Origin of the sequence: Streptomyces coerulescens (genome assembly GCF_042657965.1) — a bacterium.
GTDB lineage: Bacteria > Actinomycetota > Actinomycetes > Streptomycetales > Streptomycetaceae > Streptomyces > Streptomyces coerulescens.
Map to the genome: position 1 here is coordinate 621,010 of NZ_JBHSKM010000008.1, position 13,948 is coordinate 634,957.

The 13,948-nt window shown below is 70.8% G+C and carries 17 protein-coding genes and 3 tRNA genes; 6 read left to right on the forward strand and 14 right to left on the reverse strand.

Going from position 1 to position 13,948, the window contains the following annotated elements; all coding sequences use genetic code 11:
• The first annotated feature begins 55 nt into the window (after positions 1-55).
• Positions 56-1,084: an adenosine deaminase gene (locus tag ACFPQ9_RS17125; RefSeq protein WP_380853564.1), complete on the forward strand. Its 1,029-nt coding sequence runs from the start codon at positions 56-58 to the stop codon at positions 1,082-1,084.
• 40 nt (positions 1,085-1,124) lie between these two features.
• Here the strand turns inward: ACFPQ9_RS17125 and ACFPQ9_RS17130 are convergent, their stop codons facing one another.
• The gene (locus tag ACFPQ9_RS17130; RefSeq protein WP_380853566.1) at positions 1,125-1,721 is read right to left on the reverse strand and encodes a TetR/AcrR family transcriptional regulator; all 597 of its coding nucleotides are present in this window, start codon (positions 1,719-1,721) and stop codon (positions 1,125-1,127) included.
• A gap of 117 nt (positions 1,722-1,838) precedes the next feature.
• Here ACFPQ9_RS17130 and ACFPQ9_RS17135 point away from each other — a divergent pair, with 117 nt between their 5' ends.
• Positions 1,839-2,471, forward strand: coding sequence for an NAD(P)-dependent oxidoreductase (locus ACFPQ9_RS17135; protein ID WP_380853568.1), 633 nt, complete (start codon positions 1,839-1,841; stop codon positions 2,469-2,471).
• Positions 2,472-2,493: 22 nt separating this feature from the next.
• Here the strand turns inward: ACFPQ9_RS17135 and ACFPQ9_RS17140 are convergent, their stop codons facing one another.
• The 9 genes from ACFPQ9_RS17140 to ACFPQ9_RS17180 form a co-directional block, all read right to left on the reverse strand.
• On the reverse strand, positions 2,494-3,549 hold the full coding sequence (locus ACFPQ9_RS17140) for a UDP-N-acetylmuramate dehydrogenase (RefSeq protein ID WP_380853570.1): 1,056 nt from the start codon (positions 3,547-3,549) through the stop codon (positions 2,494-2,496).
• 86 nt (positions 3,550-3,635) lie between these two features.
• Positions 3,636-4,016 (reverse strand): DUF3291 domain-containing protein, encoded by a 381-nt coding sequence (locus ACFPQ9_RS17145; protein WP_380853572.1) that lies wholly within the window; start codon positions 4,014-4,016, stop codon positions 3,636-3,638.
• Between the two features lie 71 nt (positions 4,017-4,087).
• Complete coding sequence (locus ACFPQ9_RS17150; RefSeq protein ID WP_380853574.1) at positions 4,088-5,548, reverse strand: MFS transporter; 1,461 nt, start codon at positions 5,546-5,548, stop codon at positions 4,088-4,090.
• Positions 5,549-5,649: 101 nt separating this feature from the next.
• Entirely contained in the window at positions 5,650-6,213 is a 564-nt protein-coding gene (locus ACFPQ9_RS17155) for a TetR/AcrR family transcriptional regulator (RefSeq protein WP_380853576.1), read from the reverse strand.
• 112 nt (positions 6,214-6,325) lie between these two features.
• On the reverse strand, positions 6,326-6,754 hold the full coding sequence (locus ACFPQ9_RS17160; RefSeq protein WP_380853578.1) for a MaoC family dehydratase: 429 nt from the start codon (positions 6,752-6,754) through the stop codon (positions 6,326-6,328).
• A 3-nt stretch (positions 6,755-6,757) separates the two neighbouring features.
• Entirely contained in the window at positions 6,758-7,222 is a 465-nt protein-coding gene (locus ACFPQ9_RS17165; RefSeq protein WP_380853580.1) for an FAS1-like dehydratase domain-containing protein, read from the reverse strand.
• 161 nt (positions 7,223-7,383) lie between these two features.
• The gene (rpmG, locus tag ACFPQ9_RS17170; protein ID WP_003948671.1) at positions 7,384-7,548 is read right to left on the reverse strand and encodes a 50S ribosomal protein L33; all 165 of its coding nucleotides are present in this window, start codon (positions 7,546-7,548) and stop codon (positions 7,384-7,386) included.
• Between the two features lie 89 nt (positions 7,549-7,637).
• A tRNA-Met gene (locus tag ACFPQ9_RS17175) sits at positions 7,638-7,710 on the reverse strand.
• Positions 7,711-7,756: 46 nt separating this feature from the next.
• Positions 7,757-7,829: transfer RNA gene (locus ACFPQ9_RS17180), tRNA-Thr, on the reverse strand.
• 229 nt (positions 7,830-8,058) lie between these two features.
• On the opposite strand from ACFPQ9_RS17180, the gene ACFPQ9_RS17185 reads away from it, so the two are divergent.
• The gene (locus tag ACFPQ9_RS17185; protein WP_380853582.1) at positions 8,059-9,321 is read left to right on the forward strand and encodes an amidohydrolase family protein; all 1,263 of its coding nucleotides are present in this window, start codon (positions 8,059-8,061) and stop codon (positions 9,319-9,321) included.
• Positions 9,322-9,522: 201 nt separating this feature from the next.
• Complete coding sequence (locus ACFPQ9_RS17190; protein ID WP_380853584.1) at positions 9,523-10,179, forward strand: SDR family oxidoreductase; 657 nt, start codon at positions 9,523-9,525, stop codon at positions 10,177-10,179.
• Positions 10,180-10,473: 294 nt separating this feature from the next.
• On the opposite strand, the gene ACFPQ9_RS17195 is transcribed toward ACFPQ9_RS17190, so the two are convergent.
• Together ACFPQ9_RS17195 and ACFPQ9_RS17200 are read right to left on the reverse strand one after the other, a co-directional pair.
• The gene (locus ACFPQ9_RS17195) at positions 10,474-10,686 is read right to left on the reverse strand and encodes a hypothetical protein (protein ID WP_380853586.1); all 213 of its coding nucleotides are present in this window, start codon (positions 10,684-10,686) and stop codon (positions 10,474-10,476) included.
• An 86-nt stretch (positions 10,687-10,772) separates the two neighbouring features.
• Positions 10,773-10,854, reverse strand: a tRNA-Tyr gene (locus ACFPQ9_RS17200).
• A gap of 225 nt (positions 10,855-11,079) precedes the next feature.
• On the opposite strand from ACFPQ9_RS17200, the gene ACFPQ9_RS17205 reads away from it, so the two are divergent.
• Positions 11,080-11,568, forward strand: a complete 489-nt coding sequence (locus ACFPQ9_RS17205; RefSeq protein ID WP_380853588.1) for a YajQ family cyclic di-GMP-binding protein — start codon at positions 11,080-11,082, stop codon at positions 11,566-11,568.
• A 117-nt stretch (positions 11,569-11,685) separates the two neighbouring features.
• Here ACFPQ9_RS17205 and ACFPQ9_RS17210 read toward each other — a convergent pair whose 3' ends face one another.
• On the reverse strand, positions 11,686-11,952 hold the full coding sequence (locus ACFPQ9_RS17210; protein WP_030947618.1) for a GlsB/YeaQ/YmgE family stress response membrane protein: 267 nt from the start codon (positions 11,950-11,952) through the stop codon (positions 11,686-11,688).
• A 136-nt stretch (positions 11,953-12,088) separates the two neighbouring features.
• On the opposite strand from ACFPQ9_RS17210, the gene ACFPQ9_RS17215 reads away from it, so the two are divergent.
• A complete protein-coding gene (locus ACFPQ9_RS17215; RefSeq protein ID WP_380853590.1) occupies positions 12,089-13,360 on the forward strand; it encodes an APC family permease in 1,272 nt (423 codons plus the stop codon).
• Between the two features lie 12 nt (positions 13,361-13,372).
• Here ACFPQ9_RS17215 and ACFPQ9_RS17220 read toward each other — a convergent pair whose 3' ends face one another.
• Positions 13,373-13,939: an SMI1/KNR4 family protein gene (locus ACFPQ9_RS17220; RefSeq protein WP_380853592.1), complete on the reverse strand. Its 567-nt coding sequence runs from the start codon at positions 13,937-13,939 to the stop codon at positions 13,373-13,375.
• Positions 13,940-13,948 lie beyond the last annotated feature (9 nt).

Genomic DNA, 13,948 nt, shown 5'->3' on the forward strand with positions numbered 1-13,948 from the left:
CCACTAAAGGGGAAACCGCTACCGGGACGGCGCGGGCGTGCGGCAGGATCCTGGAATGGAGCGTGTACGTGATGTCTCTGAACTGCCGAAAGCCCATCTGCACCTGCACTTCACCGGCTCGATGCGGCCGACGACCGTGCTGGAACTGGCCGACAAGTACGGTGTGCGCCTGCCCGAGGCCCTGACCGACGCGCTGACCAGTGGGGAACCCCCGAAACTGCGGGCTACGGACGAGCGCGGCTGGTTCCGGTTCCAGCGTCTGTACGACGCGGCGCGCTCCTGCCTGCGGCAGCCGGAGGACATCCAGCGGCTGGTCAGGGAGGCCGCGGAGGAGGACCTCGGGGACGGCTCGGGCTGGCTGGAGATCCAGGTCGACCCGACGTCGTACGCGCCCCGGCTGGGCGGTCTGATCCCGGCGCTGGAGATCATCCTGGACGCGGTGGAGACGGCGTCGCGGGACACGGGCCTCGGGATGCGCGTCCTGGTCGCCGCGAACCGTATGAAGCACCCCCTGGACGCCCGCACCCTGGCGCGGCTCGCGGTGCGCTACGCCGACCGCGGCATCGTCGGCTTCGGGCTGTCGAACGACGAACGCCGGGGCATGGCGCGGGACTTCGACCGCGCCTTTCACATCGCCCGCGAGGGCGGCCTGCTGTCGGCCCCGCACGGCGGCGAGCTGACCGGCCCGTCCTCGGTCCGTGACTGTCTGGACGACCTGGACGCGCACCGGATCGGGCACGGGGTGCGGGCGGCGGAGGACCCGCGGCTGCTGAAGCGCCTCGCCGACCGGGGCGTGACGTGTGAGGTGTGCCCCGCCTCGAACGTCGCCCTCGGCGTCTACGAGAAGCCCGAGGACGTCCCGCTGCGGACTCTGTACGAGGCCGGTGTGCCGATGGCCCTCGGCGCCGACGACCCCCTGCTCTTCGGCTCGCGTCTCGCCGCCCAGTACGACCTCGCGCGCCGCCACCACGCCTTCACGGACGAGGAGTTGGCGGAACTGGCCCGGCAGTCGGTGCGTGCGTCGGCCGCGCCGGAGGAGGTGAAGGGCAAGCTGCTGGCGGGGGTGGACGACTGGCTCGCCTAGTCGTCGCCGGACCCGTTCGCCCGGCCCTCGCGACCGGCGGTCACTCGGCGATGCCGGCGAGCAGCGTGCGTGCCAGCCGTGCGGCGAACTCGTCCACCGGCGGCCGTACCGCCTCCCTCGTCGCGTCGTAGGCGAACGCCCGCTGCGCGCACGCCCCCATCAGCAGCGAGGCCGCCGCGAACGTGTCCGCGTCCGTGCGGACCCGGCCCAGCTCCTGCTCGGCCCGCAGGTAGGTGTCGAGCTCCATGATCGGCACGTGCGGGCCGGCCCCCATCTGCCGTACGGCGTCGTCGTGCCGCTTCTTGAGCTCGGTCTGCGCGTACAGCGACGCCGCGATCGGGAAGCTCTGCTCGTAGAACAGCGCCGCCTGGCGGGCGATCTCGGTGAGGTTCTCCTGAAGGGAGTGCCGGCCGGGCTCGGCCGCGAGGCCGCTCAGCAGTGGGCGCAGCGGGGGCAGCCGCTCGGTGAGCACCTGGATGAAGAGCTCCTCCTTGCCGGCGAAGTGCTTGTAGAGCGCCGCCTCGGAGCACCCGGCCGCCCGCGCGATCTCCTTCGTCGTGGCCCGCGCCAGCCCGACGCTGAGCATCAGGTCGTGGGCGGCGTCGAGCAGTCGGACGCGGGTGGGTCGGTTCTCCATGAATCGTCCAATCGCCCTTGACGGGTGGGTGAGTACTTACTCACGCTAGAGGAGACAGGGGTGAGTGAATACTCACCCACCCCGACCCGACCGAGCCTCATCCATACGGGAGACCTCATGAAACTCACCGTCTTCGGTGCCACCGGGGGCACCGGCAAGGAGATCGTCCGCCAGGCGCTGGACGTCGGTCACGAGGTCACGGCCGTCGTACGGGACCCCGCGCGCTTCCCCGTCACGGGCGAACGGCTGGAGGTGTTCCGCGCGGATCTGACCGACCCGCAGGAGCTGCGCCCCGCCGTCGCCGGACGGGACGCGGTGCTGTCCGGGCTCGGCGCCCGCAGCCGCAAGGACGCGGGGATCGCGGCGCGTCTGACGCGTACGGTGCTCGGCGCCCTGGAGGCCGAGGGAGTGCGGCGGCTGGTCGTGGTGAGCGCGGCACCGGTCGGGCCCGAGCCCGAGGGCGACGGCTTCGTCGACCGGTCGGCGCGCCGCATCGTCTCGGCGGTCCTCAGGGACATCTACACCGATCTGCGGGAGATGGAGGCCGAGTTGGCCCGCAGCGCCACGGACTGGACGTCCGTACGGCCGCCCCGCCTCCAGGACAAGCCGCTCACCGGCTCGTACCGGAAGGTGGTGGGCGGATTCCCGGTGCGGGGCCGTTTCCTGGGACGCGCCGACGTGGCGCACGCCATGCTGGCGGCGGTCGGCGACCGGGCCACGGTGAAGCAGGGCGTGGGCGTCGCCTACTGAGACCGGCCGCGCCCCGAACGCGCTACAGGCTGACGCCGACCGTCACCGGCTCGTTGACCAGCGTGATGCCGAAGGTCTCGCGGACACCGGCGACGACCTCGCGGGCGAGCGCGAGAAGGTCCTCGGTGGTCGCCTCACCGCGGTTGGTGAGGGCGAGGGTGTGCTTGGTGGAGATACGGGCGGGGCCGGTGCCGTAGCCCTTGGTGAAGCCCGCCTTGTCGATGAGCCAGGCCGCGGAGGTCTTGGTGTGCCCCTCCCCCGCCGGGTAGGCGGGGGGCTCGGTGCCGTCGCCGAGGTGCTCGCGCACGCGCGCGTGGAACGCCGCGAACTGCTCGTCGGTGAGGATCGGGTTGGTGAAGAACGATCCGGCCGACCAGGTGTCGTGGTCCTCGGGGTCCAGGACCATGCCCTTGCCCGTACGGAGCTTCAGCACCGTCTCGCGGGCGGCGGCCAGGGGCACGCGGTCGCCGACCTCGACGCCGAGGGCGCGGGCCGTCTCGGCGTACTTCACCGGCGCGGAGAGCCCGTCGGCGTCCTCCAGCCGGAAGCGGACGCGCAGGACGACATAGCGCTCGGGGTCGGCCTTGAAGCGGCTGTGGCGGTAGGAGAACGCGCAGTCGGCGTTCGGGATGACGACCGTCTCGCCGGCCCGGCGGTCGTACGCGATCACCTCGGTGATCGTCGAGGAGACCTCCTGGCCGTAGGCGCCGACGTTCTGGATCGGCGTGGCGCCCGCGGAGCCGGGGATTCCGGCGAGGCACTCGACTCCGGCGAGCCCGGCCTCGACGGTACGCGCGACGGCATCGGTCCACACCTCGCCGGCGGCCAGTTCGAGCGTGGTGCCGTCCAGCTCGAAGCCCTTCGTGGCGATGACGAGCGCGGTGCCCGCGAAGCCCTTGTCGCCGATGACCAGGTTCGATCCGCCGCCGATGAGCAGCAGCGGCCTCCCGGCGGCGTCGGCCTCGCGCACGACGTCGATCACCTCGGCGTCGGAGGTGGCGGTGACCAGACGGGTGGCGGGGCCGCCCAGCCGGAAGGTCGTGAAGGGGGCGAGGGGGGCGTCGTGGAGTTCCTGCACGCGCTCAAGACTACGAGACGGCACCGACAGCCCCGGCACCCCTGTGGAGTGCCGGGGCCGATACGCGCTCCACGCGCGCGTGCCGTTCACGTCAGCCGCCGGAACGCCTCCGTCCAGTCGAGCGGGAGATCGTCGCTCGGCACCTGCCAGGTGGCGAACTTCGCATCCTTCATCAGCCCCGCGAGACCTCGCGAGGTGGGGGCATGGGTGCCCGAGCGGGCGAAGTCCTTCAGCGCCGCGGGCGACTCCCAGGCGGACAGCGTCCAGAAGGTTCGGTTGAAGGGCTCGGCCTTCAGGGTGGCGCCGTACGCGCCGGGCGCCCGGCTCACCTGCCACCACACGCCCGGCGTGCGAGCCAGGAAGCGGAGCGCTCCCCAGAGGGTGCGGGTCTCGAAGCGCGAGGCGAAGACGTGCGCTTCGGTGCCGGGCGGTGCGGGGTTGGGGACGGTCCAGGGAAGGGTGGGCATGACTGCTCCTCGTGTCCTCGGGTCCTCGTGGTTCCGGATCGGGTGCCGTGTGTGGGGTGGGCCGGGAGGGCTCAGCCGGCGGCCGTCTCCAGCACCCGCTCCGGGGCCTGCTCGGCGGGGCTCACGGCCGCTTCGCCCCGCCGCCGCGACGGGATGATCAGGGCCGCGACGCCGGCCAGGGCGACGACGGTGGCGCCGGTGACCAGGGCGGGCCGCAGGCCGTCGACGAAGGTCTGGCCGGTCTCGTAGCCGCCCTGCGCGGAGAAGATCGACCCCATGATCGCGATACCGAGCGCCCCGCCCACCTCGCGCAGGGCGTTGTTGGCACCGGACGCGATGCCCTGTTCCGAGGCCCGGACGCTGGACATGACCAGGTGGGCGGCCGGGGCGAAGAACAGGGCCATGCCTATGCCGCTGATGATCAGCCCGGGCAGCTGGGCGGCGTAGGAGACGTCGGCGGTGACCACGGACGCCATGTAGGCGAGCCCGGCGGCCTGCAGAAACAGGCCGGTGGCGACGACGGGCCGCCCGCCGATGCGGTCGGCGAGAAGGCCGGCGATCGGCGCGACCAGCATCGGCATGCCGGTCCACGGCAGCATCCGCAGCCCCGCCTCGGTCGGCGAGTAGCCGAGCACGATCTGCATGTACTGGCTGAGCAGGAAGATCGACCCGAACATGCCGAGGAACATCAGCATGCTCGCGGCGTTGATCCCGGAGAACGCCCGGCTGCGGAACAGCCGCATCGGCAGCATCGGGTTCTTGGCGCGGGTGCTGTAGAGGACGAACCCGACGAGCAGCGCGCCGCCGGCGAACAGGCCGGTCAGGACCAGACGTCCGGTCCAGCCGTCGGCGGGGCCGCGCACCAGGCCGTACACGATCCCGAAGAGTCCGCCGCTGGCGAGCAGGGTGCCGGGGATGTCGAGCCGGGCGCCGGTGCCGTAGGACTCGGCGAGCCGCAGGCGGGCGAGCGGCAACAGAGCGATGCCCAGGGGAACGTTCAGCCAGAAGATCCACTGCCAGGAGATGTGTTCGGTGAGGCTGCCGCCGATGAGCGGCCCGGACGCGATCGCGAGCCCGTTGACGGCGCCCCAGATGCCGTACGCCATCCCGCGCTTGGCCGCGGGCACGGCCGCCGTCAGCAGGGTCAGCGTCAACGGCATCATGATCGCCGCGCCTGCCCCCTGCACCGCGCGGGCGGCGATCAGGGAGTCGATGCCGGGCGCGAGGGCCGCGGCGCCGGACGCGACGGTGAAGATCGAGATGCCGACGAGGAAGAGCCGGCGGCGGCCGAAGCGGTCACCGAGGGCCGCGCCGAACATCAGCAGGACGGCGAAGGTGAGTGTGTACGCACTCACCGTCCACTCCAGGTCGTGCAGCGCCCCACCCAGGTCCTCGCGGATGGAGGGCAGGGCGGTGGTGACGACGAGGTTGTCGAGCGCGGCCATGAACCCGGCGACGCTGGTGATGACGAGGGCCCATACGGCCCCGCCCGGGCGGGCCGCCCGCGCGTTCTGATCGGTGTGGTGTGACATCGCTCCCCCTGGGGTGATGCGTTCCGCTTACATGGATAGTTATCGATCACTAACTTTGGCGGTCATAAAAAGGCAGGGGTGACCCTCGCCACCCCCACCCCCTACGGCCGCTTCTCGTCCGGCTCCTCCGGCTCCATCCCCGCCCAGACCCGGTGATCCGGCGGAAAACCCATGGCCACCAGACAGTTGATGAGCATCCCGTACGCCATGAAGGTCGTCGTCTCGTTGACGTCGGCCCCCAGCGGCAGATGAACGGTGTCCCACAGTCGGATCCAGCCGGCCCGCACCGCCTCGCCGAACTCGTGGTCACCCTCCTGCTCGGCGGCCGCGACGGCGAGGTACATCTGCATCTGCAGCATCAGCCGCTCGGGCTCTTCCGAGACGACCTTCCGGTAGGCGTCACCCATGGCGCGCAGGGCCTCCTCGCCCTCCACCCCTTCGGCCGCCTCTTCGAACATCCGGATGGTGTCCTCCACACAGCGCTGGGCCGCCGCGAGGAAGATCGCCTTCTTGCCCGGGAAGAGCCGGAAGAGATACGGCTGCGAGACACCGACCCGCTTGGCGATCGCCTCCGTGGACGTGCCGTAGTAGCCGCCACGGGCGAACTCGGTCATCGCCGCACGGACGACGCTCTCGCGCCTCTCCTCTGCACTCATCCTGACCATGAAGCTAAGTTAGTACTCAATCACTAACTAGGTCAAGGGGTGCCGACCGGAAACGCGTAAGGGGCGCCCCACCATGGAGAACGCCCCTTACCTCACAGCACGCGCGTGCCGTTCACGCGAGCTGTACGACCGCCCGTGACATGCCGAGCACCTTGCGCCCCTCGCTGACCACGGTCAGGTCCACGCGGACCCTGTTGTCCTCGAGCAGAGCCGCGACCTTGCCGCTGACCTCGATCATCGCGCCCTTGTCGTCGTTCGGTACGACGACGGGCTTGGTGAAGCGGACGCCGTACTCGACGACCGCCGCCGGGTCGCCGGTCCAGTCGGTGACCACACGGATCGCCTCGGCCATGGTGAACATGCCGTGCGCGATGACGTCCGGCAGACCGACCTCCTTGGCGAACTTCTCGTTCCAGTGGATCGGGTTGAAGTCCCCGGAGGCGCCCGCGTACTGGACGAGCGTGGCACGGGTCACGGGGAAGCTCTGGGCGGGCAGTTCGGTGCCGACCTCGACGTCGCCGTACGCAATCTTCGCGGTCACCGCTCAGGCCTGCCCTTCTTCGGGGCCCGCCCCACGGGCCACGAGCTTCGTCCAGGCGGTCACGACGTGCTCCCCCGCCTCGTCGTGGACCTCGCCGCGGATGTCCACGATCTCGTTGCCGGCCATGGACTTCACGGCCTCGATGGTCGAGGTGACGGACAGCCGGTCACCTGCGCGTACCGGCCGCGTGTAGGCGAACTTCTGGTCGCCGTGCACGACCCGGCTGTAGTCCAGCCCCAGCTGGGGGTCTTCGATGACCTGTCCCGCCGCCTTGAAGGTGATGGAGAAGACAAAGGTCGGCGGGGCGATCACATCCGGGTGGCCGAGCGCCTTGGCGGCCTCCGGGTCGATGTACGCCGGGTTCATGTCCCCCACGGCTTCCGCGAACTCACGGATCTTTTCCCGGCCCACCTCATAGGGCTCGGTGGGCGGGTAGCTCCGCCCCACGAAGGACTGGTCGAGCGCCATGGCTCGGCACCTCCTGCTGTCTGCTGCGGTTGACCTGCTGGTTCGCCTGACTGATGCGCTTGGCTGACGCGTCCGGGCCGACCGGAACCGGCCGGTAACTGGGCCCGAAACGACGCGAGGCCGCCCCCACTGTGGGGGGCGGCCTCGCGTACGAGCCTGATTTATCGCGTCTCGCGGTGCGCGGTGTGCGCGTTGCAACGCGGGCAGTGCTTCTTCATCTCAAGACGGTCCGGGTTGTTACGCCGGTTCTTCTTGGTGATGTAGTTCCGCTCCTTGCACTCCACGCAGGCCAGCGTGATCTTCGGGCGGACGTCGGTGGCAGCCACGTGAGTGCTCCTTGACGAACGGATGGGATGGTTTAACGCATAGAAGAGTAGCCGATCGAAGGACCGACCCCGCAATCGGCTACTGTCAGTAGCGGTGACCGGACTTGAACCGGTGACACAGCGATTATGAGCCGCTTGCTCTACCGACTGAGCTACACCGCTGTGATGTGATCCGTTCCCGCCTCGCGGCGGGAACCTCTCACACCAGAGCCCCAATACGGAATCGAACCGTAGACCTTCTCCTTACCATGGAGACGCTCTACCGACTGAGCTATTGGGGCGAGCGATGAAGACATTACACGCTCAGCCGCCGTTCACCCAAATCCGTTTCGCGGCCCGCTTCTGCGGCCGATCGGCGGACCGCACGGACGCCTCGCAGGCCACGGCGGCACCGCGGACACGGTCCCGTTCGGCGGACCACACCGGTACGACTATTGCGCTCCTGCGCTCGAGTGCCCCCGCACCACCCTAGGCTCGACTCACTCTGCGTGATCTTGCCTCTGGAGTGCGATGCCCGACAGCCACCCCCAGCCGCCCCATTCGTCGTCCTCGTCGGGCTCCTCCGGACCGGCCGACCCGGGTGCTCTGCTGCTGTGCGGGGCGCGGCTCACCGACGGCCGGACCGTGGACGTACGGCTGGACGGCGGGCGCATCGAGGCGGTCGGCACGGCCGGCAGCCTGGCGGGCGGCACACGCGCGTGCGGGACGCGCGTGGACCTCGGCGGCTATCTGCTCCTGCCGGCCCCGGCCGAACCGCACGCCCACGGCGACACCGCGCTCTCCGCCGACGAGGGCGGTCCTGTCTCCTACGACGCTCATGACGTGCAGCGCCGGGCCACCGAGGCCGCCCTGCTCCAGCTCGGACACGGGGCGACCGCGTTGCGGGCACACGTGCGCGTGGACGAGATCCAGGAGCTGAACGCGCTCGCCGCCGTACTCCAGGCACGGCGTTCGCTGCGCGGGCTCACCGAGTTGACGACCGTGGCGATGCCCCGGCTGCTGACCGGTGTGGCCGGGGCCGAGGGGCTCGCGATGCTGCGGGACGCCGTGAAGATGGGCGCATCGGTGGTCGGCGGCTGTCCCGACCTCGACCCGGACCCCACGGGCTATGTGGAGGCCGTCCTGGACGTCGCCTCCGAGCACGGCTGCCCCGTCGACCTGCACACCGACGCCACCGACCCGGCGCGGCTCTCGCGTGTCGCGGCGATGGCGGGCGGACTGCGCCCGGGCGTGACGCTCGGCCCGTGCGGCGGTCTGGGGCGGCTGCCCGCCCAGGTGGCCTCCCGCGCCGCGGACCAGCTCGCCGCGGCAGGCGTGACGGTCGTGTGCCTTCCGCAGGGCGGCTGCGGGGGCGTGGAAAGGCGAGCGACGGCGCCCGTACGACTGCTGCGCTCCGCCGGCGTACGCGTCGCGGCCGGCAGCGGCGCCCTGCGGGACGTGTCGAACCCGGTCGGCCGCGGGGACCCACTGGAGGCCGCGTACCTGCTGGCCTCCCGCCACGGGCTGCGCCCCGAGGACGCCTACGACTGTGTCAGCGCCTCGACGCGTGCGGTGATGGGGTTGCCCGAGGTGCGGGTGGAGGCGGGCTTCCCGGCCGAACTGCTGGCGGTCCGCGGGAACCGGCTGTCGGGTGCGCTGTCGCTGGCGTACAGCCGCATCGTGGTGCATCGCGGGCGTGTGGTGGCGCGGACGAGCGCGGTGCGGGAGTACTGCAACTCGGCCGTGGCCGCGGAGTTGGGGCTGCCCCGGCAGGGGCGGGGGGAGTTGTCCTGAGGCCGCGCGGGCTCAGGACAACTGAGCCCGCGCGGGCTGGTGTGGGCCGACTGAGGGGCGCACAGTCGGGCGCGTGATTCACATCCACGCGCCCGCGACTCGCGCCCCCGGCGCCTACGCATGATGCGCGAGCCTCGAAAGCACTGGGGCGTGGCTGAAGTCGTGCGGCGGATGCGGCCGTCCGGGCGTACGGTCGGAATCATGCGCATTGTCATCGCTGGTGGTCATGGTCAGATCGCGCTGCGGCTGGAGAAGCTGCTCGCCGCGCGCGGGGACGAGGTCGCGGGGATCATCCGCAAGGCCGAACAGGGCGACGATCTGCGGGCGGCCGGTGCCGAACCCGTCGTACTGGACCTGGAGTCGGCCTCGGTCGAGGAGGTCGCCTCTCATCTCCGGGGCGCGGACGCGGCGGTCTTCGCGGCCGGCGCGGGCCCGGGCAGCGGAACGGACCGCAAGGACACGGTGGACAAGGGCGCGGCCGTCCTGTTCGCGGACGCGGCGGTCCAGGCGGGCGTACGGCGCTTCCTGGTCGTGTCGTCGATGGGCGCGAACCCGCAGCACGAGGGTGACGAGATCTTCGACGTCTACCTGCGCGCCAAGGGCGCCGCCGACGAGTACGTCCGCGGCCTGGACGCCCTCGACTGGACGATCCTGCGCCCCGGAATGCTGACGAACGACGCCGGAAACGGCCAGGTGCGCCTGGAGGCCCACACCGGCCGCGGTCCGATCCCGCGCGACGACGTGGCGGCCGTACTCGCGGAGTTGCTCGACACTCCGGCCACGCACGGCCTGACACTCGAACTCATCAGCGGCTCGGCGCCGGTGGCGGTTGCCGTGAAGTCGGTGGCGGGGAACTGACGATGGACGCCGCCGGGGCCCGACGCGACCCCGGCGACATCTGAACGGGTCCACCGCAGGGGCCCGGAGTCGGTACGCGGCTACGGGGCAAACCGGCTACTGGGAGCCACCGCCGGGCTATAGGTCTACTGGGCTACGGGGCCGCCGGACTGCTGGGCTACTGGGCTACGGGGCCGCCGGACTGCTGGGCTACTGGGCTACGGGGCCGCCGGACTGCTGGGCTACTGGGCTACGGGGCCGCCGGACTACCTGGCACGGCAGTTCACGGCCGCGTGGGGCGGGCGGACCCGGGGTTCAGAACAGCGGAAGCTGGCCGGGGAAGTCGGGCACGACGTACCCGTCCAACGCGGGCTGGGCTGCCCCGAGTTCCGCGTGCCGCCGCGATCCGGGGCACGACACGAGCTCTCCGTGCTCCCGAGCGCCCGGCGGGTCGTGCCGTGCGAACCGTCCGGCGACGACGGCGATCTCCCGCCGGCACTCGGGGCAACTTCTGCGACGCGTGCTCATGGGGTCAGTGTGCCCCGGGCACATCCCGGGAACGCGAAAACCCCTCCGCTCCACGTTTCCGTGGATTGGAGGGGTTTTCCCCAGTGTGGCGGCGCCAGGATTCGAACCTGGGAAGGCTGAGCCGGCAGATTTACAGTCTGCTCCCTTTGGCCGCTCGGGCACACCGCCGGGGTTTGCTGCCGTTCGAACCGCTCTTGTGGCGGTGCTCCCTGGCAACGACGTAAACAATACCCGATGCCGAGGGGTGCTTCGCCACCCGATTGATCGCCTCCCGGAGGGCGCGGGGTGGCTAGGCTTGTCCGGATGCGGTCCGGGGCCTGCCCCGGGCTCGGCGGCCGCCCCGACGCCCGCCGATCGCACCCACACGCACCCCGATACAAGGAGCCACAGGACATGGCCGACTCCAGTTTCGACATCGTCTCGAAGGTCGAGCGGCAGGAGGTCGACAACGCCCTCAACCAGGCCGCCAAGGAGATCTCCCAGCGCTACGACTTCAAGGGCGTGGGTGCCTCGATCTCGTGGTCCGGGGAGAAGATCCTGATGGAGGCGAACTCCGAGGACCGGGTGAACGCCGTCCTCGACGTCTTCCAGTCCAAGTTGATCAAGCGGGGTATCTCCCTGAAGGCCCTGGACGCGGGCGAGCCCCAGCTCTCGGGCAAGGAGTACAAGATCTTCGCGTCGATCCAGGAGGGCATCTCCCAGGAGAACGCGAAGAAGGTGGCGAAGATCATTCGCGACGAGGGCCCGAAGGGCGTCAAGGCCCAGGTCCAGGGCGACGAACTGCGAGTCAGCTCCAAGAGCCGGGACGACCTCCAGGCCATCATCGCCTTGCTGAAGGGCAAGGACTTCGACTTCGCGCTCCAGTTTGTGAACTACCGGTAAGTCCTCGAGTATGTGAGTCCTCAGGACTACGAGAAAGGGTGGGCATCCCGCTGTGGGTGCCCACCCTTCTCGCCTGCTGGCTGCGGTCCGGATGTGTCGCGCTGCCGCTGAGCCCGCTCAGCTGCGGGAATGGCCGAACAGGATGCGATAGGCGATCAGGAGCACGAGAGAGCCTCCGATCGCCGAGGCCCATGTCGCACCGTCGTAGAAGTCCTTGGTGATCGGGTGGTCCAGCCAGCGGGACGAGATCCATCCGCCGATGAACGCGCCCGCGACGCCGATGAGCGTCGTACCGATGAAGCCGCCCGGGTCCCGGCCCGGCAGCAGGAACTTGGCGATGGCTCCGGCCAACAGCCCCAGAATGATCCAGCTGATGATCGTCATGCCCTGAACCTGCCCTTCCGCGCTGTGCCTGCACTTTCCCGGCACTGTGATCTCGGGCGCGCTTGTTCGTGCTCTGTTGATGAGCAGGACGTCACAGCGGCACGCCTCGGTTGCAGCGATCAGTAGGGTTCCGGCCATGACACAGTCCAGCTCCGGCTCCCCCGAGCTGCGGCGCACCCTGGGCGTCGGGGACGCCGTGGTGATCGGACTCGGCTCGATGATCGGGGCCGGGATCTTCGCCGCGCTGGGACCCGCCGCACGCGCGGCCGGCACCGGGCTGCTGCTCGGGCTGGCGGTCGCGGCCGTGGTCGCGTACTGCAACGCCACGTCGTCGGCACGCCTTGCAGCCCTGTATCCCGCCTCTGGTGGCACGTACGTCTATGGGCGCGAACGGCTCGGCCCGTTCTGGGGGTACCTCGCGGGCTGGTCGTTCGTCGTCGGTAAGACGGCCTCCTGTGCGGCGATGGCGCTCACCGTGGGCGCCTACGTCTGGCCGGAGCAGGCACACGCGGTGGCGGTCGCGGCCGTGGTGGCGCTGACCGCGGTGAATTACGGCGGCGTCCAGAAGTCCGCCTGGCTGACCCGGGCGATCGTGGCGGTGGTCCTCGCTGTCCTCGCTTGTGTGGTGGTCGTGTGTCTGGGGTCCGGGGAGGCCGATGCCGGGCGGCTTGACATCGGGGCGTCGGACGGCTTCGGCGGGGTGCTTCAGGCGGCGGGGCTGCTGTTCTTCGCGTTCGCCGGGTACGCGCGGATCGCGACCCTGGGCGAGGAGGTGCGGGACCCCGCGCGGACCATCCCTCGGGCGATTCCGCTGGCCCTGGGTATCGCGCTGGTGGTGTACGCGTGTGTGGCGGTGGCTGTCCTCTCTGTTCTGGGGGCGGAGAGCCTCGGGCGGGCGAGCGCGCCGCTGGCCGACGCGGTGCGGGCGGCGGGGGTGCCGGGGCTGGCACCGGTCGTACGGGTGGGCGCCGCCGTCGCCGCGCTCGGCTCGCTGCTCGCGCTGATCCTGGGTGTCTCACGGACGACGCTGGCCATGGCCCGTGACCGGCATCTGCCCGGCGCTCTGGCGGCCGTGCATCCGCGGTTCCAGGTCCCCCACCGGGCCGAACTCGCGGTGGGCGCGGTGGTCGCGGTCCTGGCCGCCACGGTGGACGTGCGAGGCGCGATCGGGTTCTCCTCCTTCGGCGTGTTGGCGTACTACGCGGTGGCCAACGCGTCGGCCTGGACGCTCGACTCGGCCCCGGCGTCACGCGTCGTACCCGCGGTTGGGCTGCTCGGGTGCGTCGTGCTTGCCTTCTCCCTTCCAGGGGTCTCCGTGGCGGTGGGTGCGGGGGTGCTGGTGGTGGGCGTCGTCGCGTACGGCGTACGGCGGTGGGTGACGGCTCGGTCGGGGGCGCGGGGGCGTTAGCCGACCGGTGGGTCAGGACGCGGGTGCTGGCGCCGTGCGTATGCGGAAGTCGGCCCAAGGGGCCATCTCCAGCTCCTCGTTCATCTCCTCGTACCACCCCGTGCCGTCGACCCAGGCGCGCAGCCAGTCGGCGAGGCTCGGGGCATCCACGTACCAGGCGTGGTCCGAGTCGTCGGCGTTCGGTTCGAAGAGCAGGACGGTGGATTCGGGGGTGCGGCAGTCGACGCAGGCGTACATCGCGCAGCCCCAGTGGGATATCGGCAGGACGCCCTCGGGCCAGGGCCAGTCGGGGTCCTTGCGGGCGCTCTTGAGATTGGCGAGGTACTGGGTGACGGCGGCGGGCTCGCCGGACGGCGGGCTGTCGAGCAGGGGCAACAGGCCGTACTCCGGGCCGAATCCGCCGTCTCCTATACGGAGGTAGAGGTCGGCGAGGAGCGGCGGCAGACGGAAGCCGAGGGCGGCCTCGGCACGGGCCACGGTTGCCCCGTCCACTGGCTCGGGCAGTGAAGTCCAGCCCCACGGTCGGGTGTTGCGTGCCTTGTCCGCCACCCTCGTCAGCAACTGCTCGTTCTCGGTCATGCGTTCATG